This window comes from Sphingobium sp. Leaf26 (assembly GCF_001421665.1).
In the GTDB taxonomy this organism is placed as follows: domain Bacteria; phylum Pseudomonadota; class Alphaproteobacteria; order Sphingomonadales; family Sphingomonadaceae; genus Sphingobium.
On the sequence record NZ_LMKV01000023.1, the window covers coordinates 253,760 to 272,080 of the forward strand.

General features: G+C 64.4%; 20 protein-coding genes. 9 read left to right on the forward strand and 11 right to left on the reverse strand.

All coding sequences use genetic code 11. From position 1 onward, the window contains the following. Positions 1-34: 34 nt before the first annotated feature. The gene (gene rimO, locus ASE85_RS15075; protein WP_200928368.1) at positions 35-1,417 is read left to right on the forward strand and encodes a 30S ribosomal protein S12 methylthiotransferase RimO; all 1,383 of its coding nucleotides are present in this window, start codon (positions 35-37) and stop codon (positions 1,415-1,417) included. A 50-nt stretch (positions 1,418-1,467) separates the two neighbouring features. Here rimO and ASE85_RS15080 read toward each other — a convergent pair whose 3' ends face one another. Together ASE85_RS15080 and ASE85_RS15085 are read right to left on the reverse strand one after the other, a co-directional pair. After that, positions 1,468-2,274 (reverse strand): DUF4163 domain-containing protein, encoded by an 807-nt coding sequence (locus ASE85_RS15080; protein WP_235523554.1) that lies wholly within the window; start codon positions 2,272-2,274, stop codon positions 1,468-1,470. Positions 2,275-2,285: 11 nt separating this feature from the next. Next, entirely contained in the window at positions 2,286-2,489 is a 204-nt protein-coding gene (locus ASE85_RS15085; protein ID WP_056689953.1) for a hypothetical protein, read from the reverse strand. Positions 2,490-2,627: 138 nt separating this feature from the next. Between ASE85_RS15085 and ASE85_RS15090 the strand changes: the two genes are divergently transcribed. Genes ASE85_RS15090 through argC form a run of 4 tightly spaced genes read left to right on the forward strand, consistent with a single transcriptional unit; the run spans position 2,628 to position 6,290 of the window. Then, positions 2,628-4,025: a leucyl aminopeptidase family protein gene (locus ASE85_RS15090; protein ID WP_056689956.1), complete on the forward strand. Its 1,398-nt coding sequence runs from the start codon at positions 2,628-2,630 to the stop codon at positions 4,023-4,025. Positions 4,026-4,085: 60 nt separating this feature from the next. Beyond that, positions 4,086-4,481 carry a MarR family transcriptional regulator gene (locus ASE85_RS15095; RefSeq protein ID WP_056689958.1) on the forward strand — a complete coding sequence of 132 codons (396 nt, stop codon included), beginning with the start codon at positions 4,086-4,088 and terminating at the stop codon, positions 4,479-4,481. Beyond that, positions 4,441-5,349, forward strand: a complete 909-nt coding sequence (locus ASE85_RS15100) for a C40 family peptidase (protein ID WP_056689961.1) — start codon at positions 4,441-4,443, stop codon at positions 5,347-5,349. Before ASE85_RS15095 ends, ASE85_RS15100 begins: the two co-directional genes overlap by 41 nt. Further along, a complete protein-coding gene (gene argC / locus ASE85_RS15105) occupies positions 5,346-6,290 on the forward strand; it encodes an N-acetyl-gamma-glutamyl-phosphate reductase (RefSeq protein WP_056689963.1) in 945 nt (314 codons plus the stop codon). Before ASE85_RS15100 ends, argC begins: the two co-directional genes overlap by 4 nt. 112 nt (positions 6,291-6,402) lie before the next feature. Here argC and ASE85_RS15110 read toward each other — a convergent pair whose 3' ends face one another. After that, complete coding sequence (locus ASE85_RS15110) at positions 6,403-6,612, reverse strand: hypothetical protein (protein WP_200928369.1); 210 nt, start codon at positions 6,610-6,612, stop codon at positions 6,403-6,405. A gap of 241 nt (positions 6,613-6,853) precedes the next feature. Here ASE85_RS15110 and ASE85_RS23560 point away from each other — a divergent pair, with 241 nt between their 5' ends. After that, entirely contained in the window at positions 6,854-7,027 is a 174-nt protein-coding gene (locus ASE85_RS23560) for a hypothetical protein (protein ID WP_200928370.1), read from the forward strand. A gap of 62 nt (positions 7,028-7,089) precedes the next feature. Continuing rightward, on the forward strand, positions 7,090-8,415 hold the full coding sequence (locus ASE85_RS15115) for a PQQ-dependent sugar dehydrogenase (RefSeq protein ID WP_056689966.1): 1,326 nt from the start codon (positions 7,090-7,092) through the stop codon (positions 8,413-8,415). A gap of 60 nt (positions 8,416-8,475) precedes the next feature. On the opposite strand, the gene ASE85_RS15120 is transcribed toward ASE85_RS15115, so the two are convergent. Further along, positions 8,476-9,294: an ATP-binding protein gene (locus ASE85_RS15120; RefSeq protein WP_056689968.1), complete on the reverse strand. Its 819-nt coding sequence runs from the start codon at positions 9,292-9,294 to the stop codon at positions 8,476-8,478. Positions 9,295-9,416: 122 nt separating this feature from the next. Here ASE85_RS15120 and ASE85_RS15125 point away from each other — a divergent pair, with 122 nt between their 5' ends. Further along, complete coding sequence (locus ASE85_RS15125) at positions 9,417-10,370, forward strand: L-threonylcarbamoyladenylate synthase (RefSeq protein ID WP_056689971.1); 954 nt, start codon at positions 9,417-9,419, stop codon at positions 10,368-10,370. A gap of 581 nt (positions 10,371-10,951) precedes the next feature. Here the strand turns inward: ASE85_RS15125 and ASE85_RS15135 are convergent. The 7 genes from ASE85_RS15135 to ASE85_RS15165 all read right to left on the reverse strand — a co-directional run bounded on the left by ASE85_RS15135 (position 10,952) and on the right by ASE85_RS15165 (position 17,943). Beyond that, positions 10,952-11,215, reverse strand: a complete 264-nt coding sequence (locus ASE85_RS15135; protein WP_056689975.1) for a hypothetical protein — start codon at positions 11,213-11,215, stop codon at positions 10,952-10,954. A gap of 100 nt (positions 11,216-11,315) precedes the next feature. Continuing rightward, positions 11,316-11,849 carry a peptide-methionine (S)-S-oxide reductase MsrA gene (gene msrA / locus ASE85_RS15140; RefSeq protein WP_056689978.1) on the reverse strand — a complete coding sequence of 178 codons (534 nt, stop codon included), beginning with the start codon at positions 11,847-11,849 and terminating at the stop codon, positions 11,316-11,318. Positions 11,850-12,006: 157 nt separating this feature from the next. Further along, positions 12,007-13,713: a long-chain-fatty-acid--CoA ligase gene (locus ASE85_RS15145; RefSeq protein WP_056689980.1), complete on the reverse strand. Its 1,707-nt coding sequence runs from the start codon at positions 13,711-13,713 to the stop codon at positions 12,007-12,009. 138 nt (positions 13,714-13,851) lie between these two features. Continuing rightward, complete coding sequence (locus tag ASE85_RS15150) at positions 13,852-14,535, reverse strand: DUF1013 domain-containing protein (RefSeq protein ID WP_056689983.1); 684 nt, start codon at positions 14,533-14,535, stop codon at positions 13,852-13,854. A 127-nt stretch (positions 14,536-14,662) separates the two neighbouring features. After that, a complete protein-coding gene (locus ASE85_RS15155; RefSeq protein ID WP_056689986.1) occupies positions 14,663-15,691 on the reverse strand; it encodes a glycosyltransferase family 4 protein in 1,029 nt (342 codons plus the stop codon). A gap of 45 nt (positions 15,692-15,736) precedes the next feature. Continuing rightward, positions 15,737-16,609 (reverse strand): UDP-2,3-diacylglucosamine diphosphatase, encoded by an 873-nt coding sequence (locus tag ASE85_RS15160; RefSeq protein ID WP_056689989.1) that lies wholly within the window; start codon positions 16,607-16,609, stop codon positions 15,737-15,739. Between the two features lie 329 nt (positions 16,610-16,938). After that, complete coding sequence (locus ASE85_RS15165; protein ID WP_056689992.1) at positions 16,939-17,943, reverse strand: NAD(P)H-quinone oxidoreductase; 1,005 nt, start codon at positions 17,941-17,943, stop codon at positions 16,939-16,941. A gap of 103 nt (positions 17,944-18,046) precedes the next feature. Between ASE85_RS15165 and ASE85_RS15170 the strand changes: the two genes are divergently transcribed. Continuing rightward, entirely contained in the window at positions 18,047-18,244 is a 198-nt protein-coding gene (locus ASE85_RS15170; protein ID WP_056689995.1) for a DUF1192 domain-containing protein, read from the forward strand. Positions 18,245-18,321 lie beyond the last annotated feature (77 nt).

Consider the following 18,321-nt stretch of genomic DNA (forward strand, 5'->3'; position numbering starts at 1 on the left):
CGCGCCCCTCGTGACATTTGCCGCAAAAATCCCTATGTGCGCGGCGATCATGGCAACCAAAATCCCAGACGCGCCGAAAATCGGCATGGTTTCGCTCGGCTGTCCGAAAAACCTCGTCGACTCCGAACGTATCCTGACCAAGCTGCGCTCCGACGGCTATCAGATGTCCGCCGACTATGCCGGCGCGGACGTCGTGCTGGTCAACACCTGCGGCTTCCTCGATTCCGCCAAGGAGGAATCGCTGGAGGCCATTGGCGAGGCGATCGCGGAAAATGGCCGGGTCATCGTCACCGGCTGCATGGGGGACGAGGCGGATGTGATCCGCGCGAAATTCCCGCAGGTGCTGGCCGTCACCGGCGCGCATCAATATGAGCAGGTGGTCAATGCGGTGCATGACGCATCGCCGCCCATTCCCAACGCCTTTGTCGACCTGGTGCCCGAAGGCGGGCTGAAACTGACGCCGCGCCATTACAGCTATCTGAAGATTTCGGAGGGCTGCAATCATCGCTGCTCCTTCTGCATCATCCCGTCCATCCGGGGCGATCTGGTGTCGCGGCGCATCGACGCGGTGCTGCGCGAGGCGGAAAAGCTGGTCGCGTCGGGTACGAAGGAACTGCTGGTCATCAGCCAGGATACGTCGGCCTATGGCGTCGACACCCGGCATGATCCGCGCATGTGGAAGGGTCGCGAAGTCCGCGCCCATATGACCGACATGGCCCGCGAACTGGGCCAGTTGCGCACGGCCGAGGGCAAGGCGCCGTGGGTGCGACTCCACTATGTCTATCCCTACCCGCATGTCGATCAGGTCATTCCGCTGATGGCCGACGGGCTGCTGACGCCTTATCTGGACATTCCCTTCCAGCATGCCTCGCCCAGCGTATTGAAGGCGATGAAGCGCCCGGCCAATGAAGCCAAGGTGCTCAGCCGCATCGCCAAATGGCGCGACATCTGCCCGGACATCGCGATCCGTTCCAGCTTCGTCGTCGGCTTCCCCGGCGAGACGGAGGCGGATTTCCAGTATCTGCTCGACTGGCTGGACGAGGCGCAACTGGACCGCGTCGGCGCGTTCCGGTTCGAGCCGGTCGAGGGGGCTGCGGCCAATGCCCTGCCCGGCGCGGTGCCCGAAGAGGTCAAGGAAGAACGCTATCAGCGGATCATGGAAAAGACCGCCGCGATCAGCGCCGCCAAGTTGCAGGCGAAGGTCGGTCGCGTCCTGCCCGTGATCCTCGATGAAGTGGGCGAGCCGGACGAGGAAGATGGCAGCATCGGCGCTACCGCGCGCAGCCAGCCCGACGCGCCGGAAATCGATGGCAACGTCTTCCTGCGCGATGTGGGCGAAGGACGGAAGGCCGGCGACATGTTCGATGTGCTGATCGAGGACGCCGACGATCATGACCTTTATGGGGTGCCGGCTTAAAGACACAGGCATCCCTGTTCCCCGGCGCAGGCCGGGGAACAGGGGCGAATTCAGCCCGGCACGAATCCGTCCTGATATTCGGTCTTGATCGCCTTGCGCATGGCCGCATCGACCGGCAACTTCACATCATAGCTGCCCTCGGCATAGGGACCGGCGCTGTAAGGGCCGACGACGACGGTCATGCTGTCGATCAGCTTGCCGTCGCTGGAGGTCGGCACCAATGTCTCCGACATCGGGTCGATACATTTGGTGAAGTCGTCATCGCCGCGCACGACCGGTTCGCCGCGCTTTTCCGCGCGTTGCCGGTCCAGTTCCTTGCAGAAGGGGTCGCGAATCGCCACCGCGAAGGCCGCCGGCGACGTCATCATCGCCTTGACGCTGGCTTCGCGCCGGCGCGCCTTGTCCCACAACACCACGTCATAGCCGGTCATGCCATGGGCGCCGCCGGTATAGACGTAGGATTCGGATTCGAGCGACAGGAAGCGCGGCGTGTCCGCCTCGACCCGCCATCGGGTTTCGACACTGTGCGGGCGGAAGGGATAGCCCGACGCCTTCATGGCCGCGCTATCGTCCTTCGCCATCCTGAGCGCATCCGCCCTGGATGACGCCGCGTCCTTGCCGAACTTGTCGACCAGGAAAGGAATCGCCGCCGCCTGCGCAGGATAAGCATAGGAAAATTCGAGAAATTCGCTTTTGTCCGCCTGCGCAAAGGGCTTGGCCGCCGGCTGAGGCTGGGGCGCGCCCGCCATCTTGTCGGCGAAGCGCGCGGCCGCCTCATTCTCTGCGGCGTTGCCAGTCGACTGATCGTGCGACGGCGAGCAGGCGGCGATCAGCAGGACCGCCGCCGAAACCATCATTCTACCCTGCATCAATGGGCCTTTGCAGCCGCGCGGCATTTTTCGCCGACCGCCTTGCGGGCATAGTCGCTGTCGAGCGCACGCCCGGCATTGGACCAGCCTTCGGCTACCAGAGCCTGCTGGACCGCATTGCTGTTGTCGAATTGCCCGCTTTCGGCCAGCGCATAGGCCCGCGCCCTTGCCGCTTGCAGGCTGCGATCATCACCATGAATCATCGTCCATCTCCTTGTTCTTTATCCAACGAAGCTACGCCCGGCCGGTTCACATCGCAATTGAAGAAAGGGTCGGACGTGGCGACGCAGCGATGAAAAATGCGCTTTCCTTCGCGGTTCGCTTTCCCTTACATCCGCGTCATGACCGATTTTTCCGACCTGCTCAAAGCCGACAATCAGCAGCCCGCCCATTCGATCCAGTTGGTCGACGCTAAGAGCTTCGACACATGGCTGGCCGGCCGCCCCGCATCCGTGCGCGGGCTGCTGGCGGCGCAGAAGTTCAGGGGGCTTGCGCATGAGCATGCCATTCTGCCCGGCGCACGGGATGGCGACTGGTCGGTCGTCGCCGGGGTCGCCAATAAAGAGACTCTGGGTAGCTGGTGCCTTGCCCGTCTGGCCGAGACATTGCCGGAAGGCAGCTATCGCCTGACCGAGGGGTCCGTCGGTGCGGCGGCGCTGGGCTGGCTGACGGCGCAATATCGGTTCGACCGCTATCGCAAGGAGGAGGCGCCCGCCGGGGCGCGCGTGCTGCTGACCGGCGACGTCGCGCGGACAAGCGCCACCGTGCAACTGGCACAGGCGGTGGCGCTGGTCCGCGACCTGGTCAACACCCCCGCCGCCGACATGGGGCCGCCCGATCTGGAAGCGGCGGTGGAGAAGGTCGCCGCCGCCTTTGGCGCGAGCGTCACCACCGTTAAAGGCGACGCGCTGGAACAGGGTTTCCCGATGATCCACGCCGTCGGCAAGGCGGCGGACAAGAGCTTCGCCCCGCGCCTGATCGAACTTCATTGGGGCGATGTCGCCCATCCGCGCATCGCCATCGTGGGCAAGGGCATCTGCTTCGACAGCGGCGGGCTGGACATCAAGCCGTCGTCGGGCATGCGCATCATGAAAAAGGATATGGGCGGGGCGGCGCATGCGCTGGCATTGGCGCAGCTCATCATGGCCGCGCGGCTGCCGGTGCGGCTGCTCCTGCTGATCCCGGCGGCGGAGAATGCGATCGCCGGCAACGCTTTCCGCCCCGGCGACATCTTGCGCACGCGCAAGGGGCTGAGCGTCGAGATCGGCAATACCGATGCGGAAGGGCGGCTGGTGCTGGGCGACGCCCTGACCCGCGCGGGTGAGGAGAAGCCCGGACTGATCGTCGATTTCGCGACCCTGACCGGCGCGGCGCGGGTTGCGGTCGGCCCCGACCTGCCCGCCTTGTTCGCCAATGACGATGCGCTGGCGGCCGATATCGCCGCCGCCGGTACCCAAGTGGACGACCCGACCTGGCGTCTGCCGCTATGGGACGGTTATGCCGACATGCTGAAATCCGATGTGGCCGACATCAACAATGCGGGCGAAGGCGGCTTTGCCGGCGCGATCACCGCCGCGCTGTTCCTGAAACGGTTCGTGCCGGAGGATACGCCCTGGCTGCATCTGGACACTTTCGCCTGGCGTCCGGCGTCCCGGCCCGGCCGGCCCAAGGGCGGAGAAGCATTGGGCCTGCGCGCGGTTTTCCGCCTGTTGCAACAGCGTTATGGCAGGAGCCAATAAAGCTGCGACCGGTTCTCAGTCCGTTACGCAACCGGATTGGGAATCATGCGTTAAGGGGGCATGAACGCGCATAGCCTCACCGAAACCGAGCGCCCCGCCCTTCAACCCCTGGGACAGTGGATGCGCACCCTTGTCGATTATGTCCGGTCGGGCAAACCCGACCTGACCAACCGCCAGATGGCGCTGATGATGACCGTGTATATCGGGTCCGGCCCGCATACGGTGCGCGGTCTGGCGGAGGCGCTGCATGTGTCGAAGCCCGTCATAACCCGCGCGCTGAACAAGCTTTCGGCACTTGGGTACCTCCGCCGGGAGCGCGATGTCGCCGATCGTCGCAATATTTTCATCACCCGGACGTCGAAAGGCGCGGAATTCCTTGACGCCTTTCACCATTTCATCGCAGGAACCGGCCGCGATGACAGGCACGACAAACTCCACGCGGAACGCACCGCCTGAACGAACCCGTTTCACGCTCGACGGCCGATCGGTAGCGCTCGACCGCCGCGTCCATGCGGCGCGTGGCGACCTTGCGGATCTGGCGCTGGCGGGCGTCCTCTTCTCGGCGCATTACGCCAAGGCGGTTCCGCTCACCTGCGTGGCGGCCGGTGCGGCGATCGTGTCGGGCACATCGCCCACGGCCGAAGCGGTCAGCGAATTGCTGCGCGGCGAAACCTTCCATGCGCTGGACGTGATGACCGACTGGGCCTGGGGCTTTTGCGGCCATGACGGCTATGTCGGCTATATCCGTCGCGATGCCCTGGACCTGCTGGAAACGCCGAACCACCGGATCAGGGTGGCAAGCGCGCCGCTGTTCAGCGCAGCGGACATCAAGTCGCCGATCGCCGACCATTGGCCGGGCGGCGCGCTCTTTTCGGGCGAAGCGCAGGGTGATTTCATCGCCTGCGCCGAAGGGTATATCCATGTTCGCCACGTCGAACCAGCCGATACCAGGCCGACCGACTGGGTCGCTACGGCGGAACGCTATCTGGGCCAGCCCTATATCTGGGGCGGGCGCGGCCATCGCGGGATCGACTGTTCGGGACTGGTGCAGGTCGCGCTGGGTCAGGCCGGCATCGTCGTGCCGCGCGACACCGACCTGCAATGCGAGGGGATCGGCGCGCCGATCGACAGTGAGGCAGCGCTGCGGCGCGGCGACCTGATCTTCTTCCCCGGCCATGTCGGCATCATGACCGATGGCAAGACGTTGCTGCACGCCAATGCCCATTGGATGGCGGTGGTGCAGGAGCCGCTGGCGGACGTGGTCGCGCGGCTTGCCGACACGCATCCGCAGCCCATTATCGCCCGGCGGAGAATCGGCGCATGAGTACCAAGGTCTTCATTGATGGTGGCCATGGCACCACTGGCATCGAAATAGCCGACCGGCTGGCCGGTCGCGCCGAATTGTCGATCATCACCGTGCCGGAAGAATTGCGCCGTGACGCCAATGCGCGGCGCGATGCGCTGAACGCCGCGGACGTCGTCATCCTGTGCCTGCCGGACGATGCCGCGCGTGAAGCCGTGGCGCTGATCGACAACGGACATACCCGTGTGATCGACGCTTCGACCGCGCATCGCGTGGCGGACGGATGGACCTATGGCTTCCCCGAACTGGAGCCGGGTCACCGCGACGTGCTGGCGAACAGCCGCTTCGTCGCCAATCCCGGCTGCTGGCCGACCGGCTTCCTGGCACTGGTACGGCCATTGGTGCTGGCCGGCCTGCTGCCTGCCCAATGGCCGGTAACGGTGTCGGGCGCATCGGGCTATTCGGGCGGCGGCAAGGCGATGATCGCCGAATATGAAGGGGAAGCCGGCGCGCCAAGCGCTTTCCGTCCTTATGGGCTGGCGCTGGGCCACAAGCATGTGCCGGAAATGACCCGCTATTCGGGCCTCGCCCATCCGCCTATCTTCGCCCCCGCCGTGGCCAACGCCTATCGCGGGATGATCGTGGAAGTACCGCTGCAACTGCGGGCGATGCCGGGTGCGCCGACGCTGGCCGACATTCATGCCGCGCTGGCAACCGCCTATGCCGGGTCGCAGATCGTCAGCGTCGCATCGCTGGATGAGAGCGCGGCCATGGGGAATGTCACGCTGGAGCATGTCGGCGCGACCGACCGTCTGGCGCTGTTCCTGTTCGGCAGCGAGACGAGCGGACAGGCAAGGCTGGTCGCGGCGCTCGACAATCTGGGCAAGGGCGCAGCGGGCGCGGCGGTCCAGAATCTCAACATATTGGCGGGCCTGCCGGAAACCGCAGGCCTGCGCCTCTAGAGCGCGCTGCGTTAAATCCGATGCAGGTCGCGCGCTCTGGTTTTTTGTTTTCGCATCGATTTAAGCGAAAAACCGCTTCCCACTTTTCCGGACGATTCTCTGAAATTCCCGTTCAATGGATGGTGCCCATCGGCTGGTCGTAGGTAAGCAGCACGATCAGCCGCTCGATCTGGCGCCAGTGGCAGAAATGGATGTGATTGCCCTGATCCAGGCTGCGATCGGCGCGAGCAGCGGCTTCATAGCCGGCATTGTCGCCGAACAGCGCCATCAGTTCGGCCGCATCATCATAGCTCTTTCGGTTCGAAAGATATGGCACCTGCATTGCAACCCCCGATTGTTCTTGGCGACTTTGTTATGGGACTGCCCTTTCAATCCCCGTGCCATTTCAACGCTTTGGCGGCGCAGGCGGGGGAAATGAGTCAATGGACCATTAGGGAAGTCCCACAGCGGGACAGCATTCCCGAAATGACACGGACGGTCCCGAAACGGGCCAGCGCCGCTTTGACGTCCCCCTTTCACCAAAGCATCTGGCCTCGCCGCCGCTATCATGGCAAGGGGCAGGAATGAGCAAGGGCAGAAAAGAACCGACCGGCGCGGGCGCGATCATCGCCTTCCTGATCCTGGCCGGGGCGATCGGCGGCGGGCTGATGGGCCAGCCCAGCATCGGCCTGCTGGCGGGCGCCGGCGCGGGCGTGCTGATTGCGCTGCTGCTCTGGCTGCGCGAACGGGGCCAATAAGGCGCAAATCTGCGCTCTCCAGCCCCTTGCTCCCGATCCTGCCTCCGCATAGATGTGGGGTCATGAAAAAACATATCATCGCCATCCCCGCGATCCTGCTGCTGATCGGCGGCGGCACTTTCCTCTATCTGGCGCAGGGGAACACGGCCGCACTGCCGCCGGGCGCGGACACCGGCAGGGAGCCGGTCTTCACCACGCCGAAGAACGAGATGCTGCCAACGGTGAACATCGCCGAAGTGAAGCCGTGGACCGCCAATGCGCATCCGGTCGCGGCCAAGGGGCTGACCGTCGCGCGCTATGCCGAGGGTCTGGCCCATCCGCGCTCGCTGCTACGCCTGCCCAATGGCGACATATTGGTGGCGGAAACCAACAGCCCGCCCCGTCCGCAGGGCGGCTTCGTCAACAAGGTGATGAATTACCTGATGAACAAGGCGGGGGCCGGTACGCCGTCCGCCAACCGCATCACCCTGCTGCGTGACGTCGATGGCGATGGCAAGGCGGAGACGAAAACGGCCTTCCTGACCGGCCTCAATTCGCCCTACGGCATGGCGCTGATCGGCGACACGCTCTATGTCGCCAATACCGACGCGCTGATGGCCTTCCCCTATAAGGAAGGCGACACGAAGATCACGGACAAGGGCCGCAAGATCATCGACCTGCCCGCGCAAGCCCCCAACCAGCACTGGACCAAGAGCCTGGTCGCCAGCCCGGAAGGGCTGCTCTATGTCGGCGTCGGTTCCAACAGCAATATCGGCGACAACGGGCTGGAGGTGGAGAAGAACCGCGCTTTGGTGTTCGAGGTGAACCCCAAGACCGGATATAAGCGCATCTTCGCGTCCGGCCTGCGCAATCCGGTCGGCCTCGCCTTCGAGCCGAAGAGCGGCGAATTGTGGGGCGTGGTCAATGAACGCGACATGCTGGGCGGCGACCTCGTCCCCGACTATCTGACGCGGGTGGAATTCGGCGCCTTCTATGGCTGGCCATGGAATTACTGGGGTGGCTATGAAGATCGCCGCGTCCAGCCGCAGCGCCCGGAAATCCGCGAATATACCAAGCGCCCCGATTATGCGCTGGGCAACCATGTCGCTCCGCTGGGCCTGACCTTCGCCGACAAGCTGCAACTGGGCGCGCCCTATACGGACGGCGCGATCGTCGGCCTGCACGGGAGCTGGAACCGCAAGCCCGCCGCCGGCTACAAGGTCGTCTATGTCGGATTTGCCGATGGGGAGGCGGGCAAGGCCAAGCCGGTCGATATATTGACCGGCTTCCTGGACAAGGATGGTGCGGCACAGGGCCGCCCGGTCGACGTCACCGCCGACGCCAAGGGCGCGCTGCTGGTCAGCGACGATGTCGGCGGCGTGGTGTGGCGCGTGACGAAGGCGCAGTAAAACACAAGCCGGGAAGCAAAAGGGGCGCTCCTGACCGGGTCAGGAGCGCCCCTTTTGCGATCAGATCGTCAGCCCGTGCCGGCCGGCCAGTTCGACCACATATTGCCAGGCGACCCGGCCTGAGCGGCTGCCGCGCTGGGTGGCCCACTGGATCGCCTCCAGAGGGTCGAAGCTGACGCCCAGCTTGGTCGCATAGCCACCGACGATCGCCACATAGGCGTCCTGATCGAGCGCATGGAAGCCAAGGCTGAGTCCGAAGCGGTCGGACAGCGCCATGCGATCATCCACGACGTCGCGCGGGTTGATGGGATCATCCTGTTCCGACAGGTGGCGCGGTACGATATGGCGACGGTTGGACGTCACATAGAGGCGGACATTGGCCGGACGTGCGGCCGTGCCGCCCTGCAACAGCGATCGCAACGTCCGGGCGTCGCCGACGCCGCCTTCATCGAAGCCCAGATCGTCCAGGAACAGGATGAAGGGCCGATCCGTGCCACGCAGCAACGAAAAGAGTGTCGGCAGGCTGGCCAGTTCGTCGATCGCGCATTGCAGCAGGGCGATGTCCTGCCCTTCCCCCTGCAACTGACCGACGACCGATGCGACCACGGCCGACTTGCCGGTGCCGCGCGCGCCCCACAGCAGCGCATCATGCGCGGCATGGCCGGCCGCATGACGACGGCTATTGTCGAGCAACTGCCCCTTTTGCGCGTCGATCCCGGTCAGCAGGCCATAATCCACCGGCGCGAATGCCTCCACCGCGCGGATCGCGCGGCCATCCCACACATAGGCGGGATGCGCGGTCAGATCGGCGGAGATGGCCGGCGGCGGGGCCAGTCGCTCCAGCGCCTCGGCAATGCGGGTCAATAGTGCGTCGTTCATGGCGGGGGCTTAACCGGGCTTGGCTGCGGTCGCAAGCATCCGAACATGGCGCGGCCCCGTTGTCATGTCGCTGACGCAATGGCCTTTTAATCGCCGGGATCGGGGTCTATATCGCGGGGGTTGTGACGATCGCTCATCCAGTCTTTTCCACCAGGTCGGTCCGTTATGGCAGCGAGTCCCTGCGGGAGGCGGCGCTGCTGATCCGGGCGGGGGAACCGGTGGCCGTGCCGACCGAGACGGTCTATGGCCTGGCCGCCGACGCCACCGACAGCAACGCCGTCGCCGCGATCTACAGCGCCAAGGGGCGGCCCAGCTTCAATCCGCTGATCGTCCATGTCGCCGACCGGGCGATGGCGGAACGGCTGGCCGAGATGTCGCCATCGGGCGCACTGCTCGCCGACCGTTTCTGGCCGGGGCCGCTGACGCTGGTGCTGCCGGTGCGCGCCGATAGCGGCCTGTCGCCGCTGGTGACGGCCGGCCTGCCGACCGTGGCGCTGCGCCTGCCCGCTCATCCGGCGATGCGTGCGCTGATCCGGGAAAGCGGCTGTCCCCTCGCCGCCCCGTCCGCCAATCGCAGCGGATCGATCAGCCCGACGCGCGCCGACCATGTGCTGGCCAGCCTGGACGGCAAGATCCGCATGATCCTGGACGAAGGGCCGACCAGCGAGGGCCTCGAATCCACCATCGCCGCGCCGGAGGTGGACCGCATCCGCCTGCTGCGCCCCGGCCCGGTGACGGCGGAGATGCTGGAGGAGGCGACCGGCCTGCCGGTGGTGATCGGCGGCGATGCGAAGATCGAGGCGCCCGGCCAGTTGGAAAGCCATTATGCCCCGTCCAAGCCGGTGCGGCTGAACGCGCTGCGGGCGGAAAAGGACGAATATCTGATCGGCTTCGGCCTGATGCCCTGCCACATCAACTTGAGCCAGGAGGCGGATTTGCGCGAGGCGGCGGCGCACCTCTTCGCGGCGCTGCATATCGCCGACGCCGCTGCGGCCGATCGGATCGCGGTGGCGCCCATTCCCGACGACGGCATCGGCGCGGCGATCAACGACCGGCTGCGGCGCGCGGCGGCCTGAGGGGCAGTCGTTGGATTATGTCGGGAAGCAGATAATAGCCGAAACACAGCGGCACGAACGGTCATGCGGCGGCCTTATGCGGTGAAGCGCCAGACGGCTTGATGTCGCAGCCGTCGCTGGGATGCCAATTGGATATTTCAATGACGGTGCGTCCATTAACTCCCATTTGCGGTAGTTGAGCATTTCTGACATTCTCCCGGCCAGATTGCTTCGGGAGGCTCTACGAGATGAGTGACATCACAATCGTGATTGCAGAGAGCTTGGCTGCTCTCGCGATGTCACTGGTGATAACTAGCCGGATCACAATCGAGGCAGTCCGAGTTTTAAGTTATGGCGCATTGATCGTGTTTGGAGCGCACGCCTTTGGCGTTGCGATCATGGCCCCTATCGCCTCGCGGTTTGCTGACATGCTGGGCATAATCGCGTTCGTTTGGCTGATTGCTGCCACTCTTGCGGTCTGCGCCCGTGGGGTCCGTCGCTCATCCAGCGGGAACCGGTCTGCTTTGAACGGTCGCTAACATCCAAAAACAGACATATCGCGTCTCACGTTCGCGCGCGAGCTATGCCTCGTTCAGCCAGTCTCACCCGCAATTATCATAGCCGGCCCTACGGCACTGTTCGCGCCGTTCCTTGTCGGCCTTCTTGCGTTCCTTGCCTTCGCGCGCTTCCTGTTTGCGCATCTTGCGGCCGTAATTGCGGTCTGCTTCGTCTTGGCTCGTGGTCGTCCAGTCCACCACCTGCGACCCGGCCCGCACCGGCGCGGTCACGACGCTGGCGACGGTCCGCACACAACCGGGGAGCGCCAGCATCAACAGCGGCATAGCAAGCAACAGCTTCGTCTTCATTTTTCATCCCCGGCTTGTGCGTTCGCGCGTCCCTAGCATGAGACGGATGAACCGCCCATAAAGGACGCTGCGAAACGCGACGGGCCGTAGACGCGGGGGGTTAGCCCTCGATCCGCGCGGCAAAGCCCTTGCGCAACTTGGCCAGCTTGGGCGGGATCACGGCCATGCAATAGGGATTCTGGTCGCCGACCCGGTCCCAATATTTCTGATGATAATCCTCGGCCGGATACCAGGGCGCGTCCGCTTCGATCGTAGTGACGACGGGATCGCTCTGGTCCGCCTGCGCACGCTCTATGCCGGCGCGGGCCTCGCTCTCCTGTTCCGCCGAATGGGGGAAGATGGCGGAGCGATATTGCGTGCCGACATCGTTGCCCTGACGATTTAGGGTCGTGGGATTGTGCGTGGCGAAGAAGATGTCGAGCAGGTCGGCATAGCTGATGACCGCTGGGTCATAGCTTATGCGGATCGCTTCGGCATGGCCGGTCGCGCCCGAACAGACCTGTTCATAGGTCGGGTTGGGCAGCTTGCCGCCGATATAGCCGCTCTCCACTCCCTGGACGCCCTTGAGATTCTGATAGACCGCCTCCGTGCACCAGAAGCAGCCCCCGGCCAGCGTTGCGATATCCTGCGCCATGATCCATTTCCTCAAACTGTTTTTGAACGCGACACCGGCCCGTTCCTCCACCCGGCCACGCAACGCCAGTATTGTGTGGGTGGCCGGGTGGAGGAACGGGCCGGTGCGGGTGATGTGCCGCCAGGCACATCACCAACCGTCGCACAGATAGGAAGGATCAGGCCGCAGTTCCAGCCTCTGCCAGCGCGGCGTCCGCCTTGGCCCGTTCCTCGGCCACCAGTTCCTTGCGCGACAGCTTGCCGACCAGCGTCTTGGGCAGGTTGAGGCGCACCTCCACCTCGCATACCCGCTCATGCTTGCCCAGTTGCGGGTTGAGCCAGCTTTTGAGGGCCGCGCCATCCACTTCCGCGCCTTCGTTCAGGGTGACGAAGGCCTTGGGCTGCTCGCCACGATAATGGTCCGGCACGCCGATCACCAGCGCCTCCTTGACCGCCGGATGATGGTAGAGAACCGCTTCCACCTGGCTGGGGAACACCTTGAACCCGCCGACCGCGATCATGTCCTTCAACCGATCGACGATCTTTACATAGCCATCCTCGTCGATCAGGCCGACGTCGCCGGTGCGGACATAGTCGCCGACGAATACTTCGGCATCGGCGTCGGGACGGTTCCAATAGCCCTTCATCACCTGCGGCCCGGCGAAGAGCAGTTCGCCCGGCTCGCCCTCTGGCGGTGGACGGGTCGGGTCTTCGCGATCGACCATCTTGACCCGCGTGCCCGGCACCGGCTGTCCCACCGTCCCGCTCTTGTTCAGCCCCTCATAGGGGTTGGTGCAGACGATCGGGCTGGTTTCGGTCAGGCCATAGCCCTCGACCAGCTTCGCGCCGGTCGCAGCCTCGAACTTCTGCCGCAGTTCCAGCGCCAGTGGCGCGCCGCCCGAAATGCAGGCGCGTAGCGAGGAAAAGTCGATGTTGCGGATGGCGGGATGATCCAGCAGCGCCTGGAACATGGTCGGCACGCCCGGCAGCGACGTCGCCTTGACCCGCTGCACCGCCGCCAGCACCTGCGCCGCGTCGAAACGGGGCAGCATCACCATTTCGCCGCCGTTCAGCACGGTGCGGTTGAGCGTGCAGGTGTTGGCGAAGACGTGGAAGAAGGGCAGCACCGCGATGATCCGGTCCGGTTCATTCCGGTGCGGGTCGATCGCCTGCGCCTGCCGCGCATTGGCGGTCAGATTCTGGTGCGTCAGCATCGCCCCCTTGGGCGTGCCGGTGGTGCCGCCGGTATATTGCAGCAGCGCGACATCATTGACCGGGTCGATCTCCGGCACGGTGCAGCCGCCCGCATTGGCGATCAGCCGGTCATAGCGGATGATGCGTGGATCGTCCGGCAACGGCGTGCTTTCGCTGGCCTTGAACCAGCGGAACAGCAGCGATTTGACCGGCGGGAGCATCTCCGCGACCGATCCGACCACCAATGTTTCGAGCGTGCTGTGGTCCAGCACTTCCAGCGCGGTCGGCAGCAGCGCCTTGGCCGACAAGGTGAACAGGATTTTCGTCCCGCTATCCTCGACCTGATGCTCCAGTTCGGCGGCGGTATAGAGGGGGGAGAAGTTGACGACGATCGCGCCGGCCATCAGCGCGCCATAATAGGCCGCGACATAATGGGGGGTATTGGGCAGGTACAGGCCGACCCGGTCGCCTTTCTGCACGCCCATCTTTTGCAGGCCGCAGGCGATGTGGCGTATCTGTTCCAGCATCGCGCCGTAGCTGAAATGCCGGCCCATGAAGTCGATCATCGGGGCGTCGGGATGCGCCAGCGCGCTTGTCTCGACCATCTCTCCCATCGACATCGGGGCGAATGTCTGGTCCCAGACCGTAGGGTGCTGGTACCGCTCTCTCCAGATTTTTTCTATGCTCTCCATGGCATGAAGTCTATGGCGCGCGGGTGCTTTACGCAAGCGTCAACCACAGCAAAAAGGGCCGCGCAGATTGCCCCGCGCGGCCCTTTTGATGGCTGCATCATGGCCCGCCCGTGACAGGCGGCCGATGACGCTACGGCATCAGACCTCGCCCTTGTTGCTGCTGAACGGGTCGAGGATGGTTGCGGCGCCGGAAATAAATTCGGACTCGCTCTTCAACGCCTCTTCGGCGCGGCGCACATTGTCCTGACGCTCACGGCGCAGTTCCTCGATCAGCGCCTCACGGTCGCCATCCAGACGCGAATCGGTCGGTGCCTCGATACCCGCCTTCTTCGCGGCCTTCGTCACCAGACCGTCCAGTTCGCGCTGCGAGCAGAGGCCGAGCGTCACCGGGTCTTTCGGCGTGATGTTGCTGATGTTCCAGTGGGTGCGGTCGCGGATCGCGGCGATGGTCGTGCGGGTGGTGCCGATCAGCTTGCCGATCGCGCCGTCCGAAATTTCCGGATGATTGCGCAGGATCCAGGCGATGCCGTCCGGCTTGTCCTGACGCTTGCTGACCGGGGTGTAGCGCGGCCCCTTGGTACGGCGCACAGGCTCCGGGCCTTTCAGCATCTTGAGCTTATAGTCGGGATTGCTTTCGCCCTTGTGGATTTCATCCATGGTGATTTCATGGGCGCGCACCGGATCGCGGCCGGTATATTTGATGCTGGCGGTGTCATCGGCGATCGCCTGCACTTCCAGGATATGAAGCCCGCAGAACTCGGCGATCTGGTCGAAACTCAGGGCGCTGTTGTCGACCAGCCAACTGGCGGTCGCATGGGGCATGAGAGGCTGGGACACGGGACTTCTCCGCACGTAAAAACGATAAGGGCCGCCCAATCAGGGCGGCCACGACGGGTCGGAGATAGAACATCCCGGCGCTTCCGGCAAGGAATTACGCCCAAGAAAAGCGTCAGGCGGCGCTTTCGATGACATGCGGGTCGATGGCATGCAGGCCCGACAGGAATTCCTGCGCGCTGCGCGCCCAGGTGAAGCTGCGGCCATAGGCGGCGCAGGCGGCCCGGTCGCAAAGCAGCGCCTGCCCGATCGCGGTGCCCAGATCGTCCGAAAGCGCCCCGCTTTCCGGTATCACGATATCGACCGGCCCGGTGACCGGATAGGCCGCGACCGGCGTTCCGCAGGCCAGCGCCTCGATCATCACCAGCCCGAACGTGTCGGTCCGGCTGGGGAAGACGAACACATCGGCCCCGGCATAGGCCCCCGCCAGTTCAGCACCGAACATCGGCCCCAGAAAGCGCGCCTGCGGATAGGCGCGCTCCAGCGCCGCACGCGCCGGGCCATCGCCCACGACCACCTTCGTGCCGGGATGAACGGTGGCCAGGAACGCCTCCAGATTCTTCTCCACCGCCACCCGGCCGACATAAAGCTGGATGGGGCGTGGCAGATCGGCAAACAGCGCGGGCGGCGGCGCATCGGGTGTGAAGGCGGCCAGGTCCACCCCCCTGCCCCATGGCTGCACATTGGGCACGCCATGGGCGCGCAACTGATCCCGCACCGACCGGGTCGACACCAGCACCGCCTGCGCCGGACCATGGAACCAGCGAATATAGCGCCAGAACCAGGCGGCAGGCAGGCCGGTGCGCTGCGCGACATAATCGGGGAAATGAGTGTGATAGGCGGTGGTGAACGGCACCCCGCTACGCAGGCACCAGCGCCGCGCCGCCAGGCACAACGGCCCCTCGGTCGCCAGATGCACCGCGTCGGGCTGGATCGCGGCGATCGCCTGCCCCACCACGGCGGAGCGTACCAGCGCCAGCCGGATTTCGGGATAGGTCGGACAGGGGATGGAGCCGTACAGGTCGGGCGAGATCACATCGACCACATGGCCCATCTGTTCCAACTCAGCCCGGATCGTCTGCAATGTCCGCACGACGCCATTGACCTGCGGGTGCCAGGCATCGGTCACGATCGCTATGCGCATGGGACGAACCTTCCCGTCATTCGTCATTTCAACGTGATACCAGCCTCAGGCCGCCATCCGTGCCCGTGCGGCCTGCTCTTCCTGCTCGCGCCTGGCGATTTCATCGGCCCAGTGCAGCACCTCCATCCGTCCGTCGCCATGTTCGACCAGCGCGGTGCAGCCTTCCACCCAGTCGCCGTCATTATAATATTCGATGCCCTCGATCTCGCGCATCTCGGCATTATGGATATGGCCGCACACCACGCCGTCCACGCCCCGCGCACCGGCTTCATGCGCCACCACTTCCTCGAAACGGGAAATGAAGGACACGGCATTCTTGACCTTGTGCTTGGCCATCTTGCTGAGCGACCAATAGGGCAGGCCCATCTTCTGACGCACCGCGTTGACCACGACATTCAGCCGCATCAGCGTGGTGTAGGCGGCGTCCCCCACGAAGGCGAGCCAGCGGTGCGCCAGCATGATCGTGTCGAACTCGTCGCCATGCAGCACCAGCAGTTTGCGGCCATCCGCCGTCTGGTGGATCGCCTTGCGCCGGATTTCCACGCCGCCGAAACTCATGCCGGTGAATTGACGGAACATTTCGTCATGATTGCCGGGGATATAGACGACCCGCGTGCCGCGCTTGGCCCGCTTCATCAGCCGCCACACCACGTCATTATGGCTGGCTGGCCAGTAAAAACGCTTTTTCAGCCGCCAGCCGTCGATGATGTCGCCCACCAGATAGATGGTGTCGCTGTCCACAGTGTCGAGAAAGTCGATCAGCATCGCCGCATTGCAGCCGCGCGTACCCAGGTGGATATCCGATATCCAGATGGTGCGATACCGGCGGCGCTTGCCCTCCCGCTCCGGAATGTGGAAGCGGTCATCGACGCCCTCTTCCATATCGCTCAGGAAGGGCAGGCGGGTGATGGCGTTCATGATACGATCCCCAAAGATCAATGTCCTTGGGAGCGAATCCTTAACGCTGCAATGTTACAGTTCCGAAGAGAATATGACGGAAATGCTACGGTTTGCGTGGGTTTGGGGTCAAATCAGTCAGTCAAGATCAGCACGCCGATCGCTAACACATTTCCGATTGTGAAAAGGCTCCAACCCAGCATCGGATGCCTTTTGAACCACGGTGCACAGCACCGCTTGCCCAGCCACGCACCAAGACCCGCCGAAACCCAATCGTCCATGCCGCACCTCATGCAAATCCGCGCTAGCCGAACGAATCCCCCTCCCTTGAAAGGGGGGGCGACATGATCTCAAGCCACCAGCACGATCTTCCCGAAATGCTCACCGGCATCCATCCGCGCATGCGCCTTGGCCGCATCCGCCAGCGCGAACCGCTGGTCCATCGCCGGCCGCAGCTTGCCCTCGCCGACAAAGCCCCAGACCGTCCGCATCAGTTCATCCGCCACCAGGCTCTTGAACCCCACCGACCGCGCCCGCAACGTCGATCCGGTCAGCGTCAGCCGCTTTTGCATGATCGCGGGGATGAACACTTCCGCCTTCGCTCCGCCCAGCACGGCGATCGACACATGCCGGCCATCCTCGGCCAGGCAATTGAGGTTACGCGGCACATAATCGCCGCCCACCATGTCCAGCACCGCCGCCACGCCCTGCCCGTCGGTGATGCGCTTCACTTCCTCGACATAATCCTGGCGCTTGTAATTGATCGCATGATCCGCGCCCCAGCCCTTCGCCTGCGCGCATTTCTCATCCGACCCGCAGGTGACGATGATGGTCACATCAAACAGGTTGCACAGCCGGATGGCCATCGTGCCGATGCCGCTGGTCCCGCCATGGACCAGCACCGTGTCGCCTGACACGACATAGGCGCGCTCGAACAAATTGGTCCACACGGTGAATAATGTCTCAGGCAGCGCTGCCGCCTCGGCCAGATCATAATCGTCCGGCAACGGCAAACATTGCCCCGCAGGCGCCACCGCATATTCCGCATAGCCTCCGCCCGCCAGCAGCGCGCAGACCTTTTGCCCGACCAGTCTGTCCGCGCCACTGCCGGCCGCGACGATCGTGCCGGCCACTTCAAGCCCCGGAATGTCAGAAGCCCCCGGCGGCGGCGGATATTTGCCCTGCCGCTGCAACACGTCCGGCCGGTTCACGCCAGCGGCGGCAACGCGGATCAGCACCTCACCCTCGCCCGGTAACGGTACGGGACGCCGCTCAGGCACCAGAGCCTCCGGTCCCCCCGGCGTCGGAATCGCGATCGCCGTCATTTCGTCCGGCACTGCGCCCAAATCCGCCATATCGCTGCCCCCAGCCGTTAACCATGTTGCACCGCACCTAAAATCGACGGACGGAGCCTGTGCCCTTATTGACAGAGTGGGCAACAGGGTCAACATTGGCGTCATGGATTTGGAAGACGATCTGCCGCGCAAGGGAGATGATCCGCTGGCCCGCCTGCTCCAACAGGATCTGGGTCCGTTCTCCGTGGCTGACCTGCACAACCGCATCGTCGCGCTGGAAGCAGAAATCATACGGACCAAGTCGAAATTGGAAAGCGCCGTTAACCATAAGGCAAGTGCCGAGGCGCTATTCAGACGATGAACCATTGCCATGCCCCCTGCGCCTCGAAAGGCTCCATAGGGCTTCGGCAGTCAGGCAATTCCGCTGGTCGGGGCCAT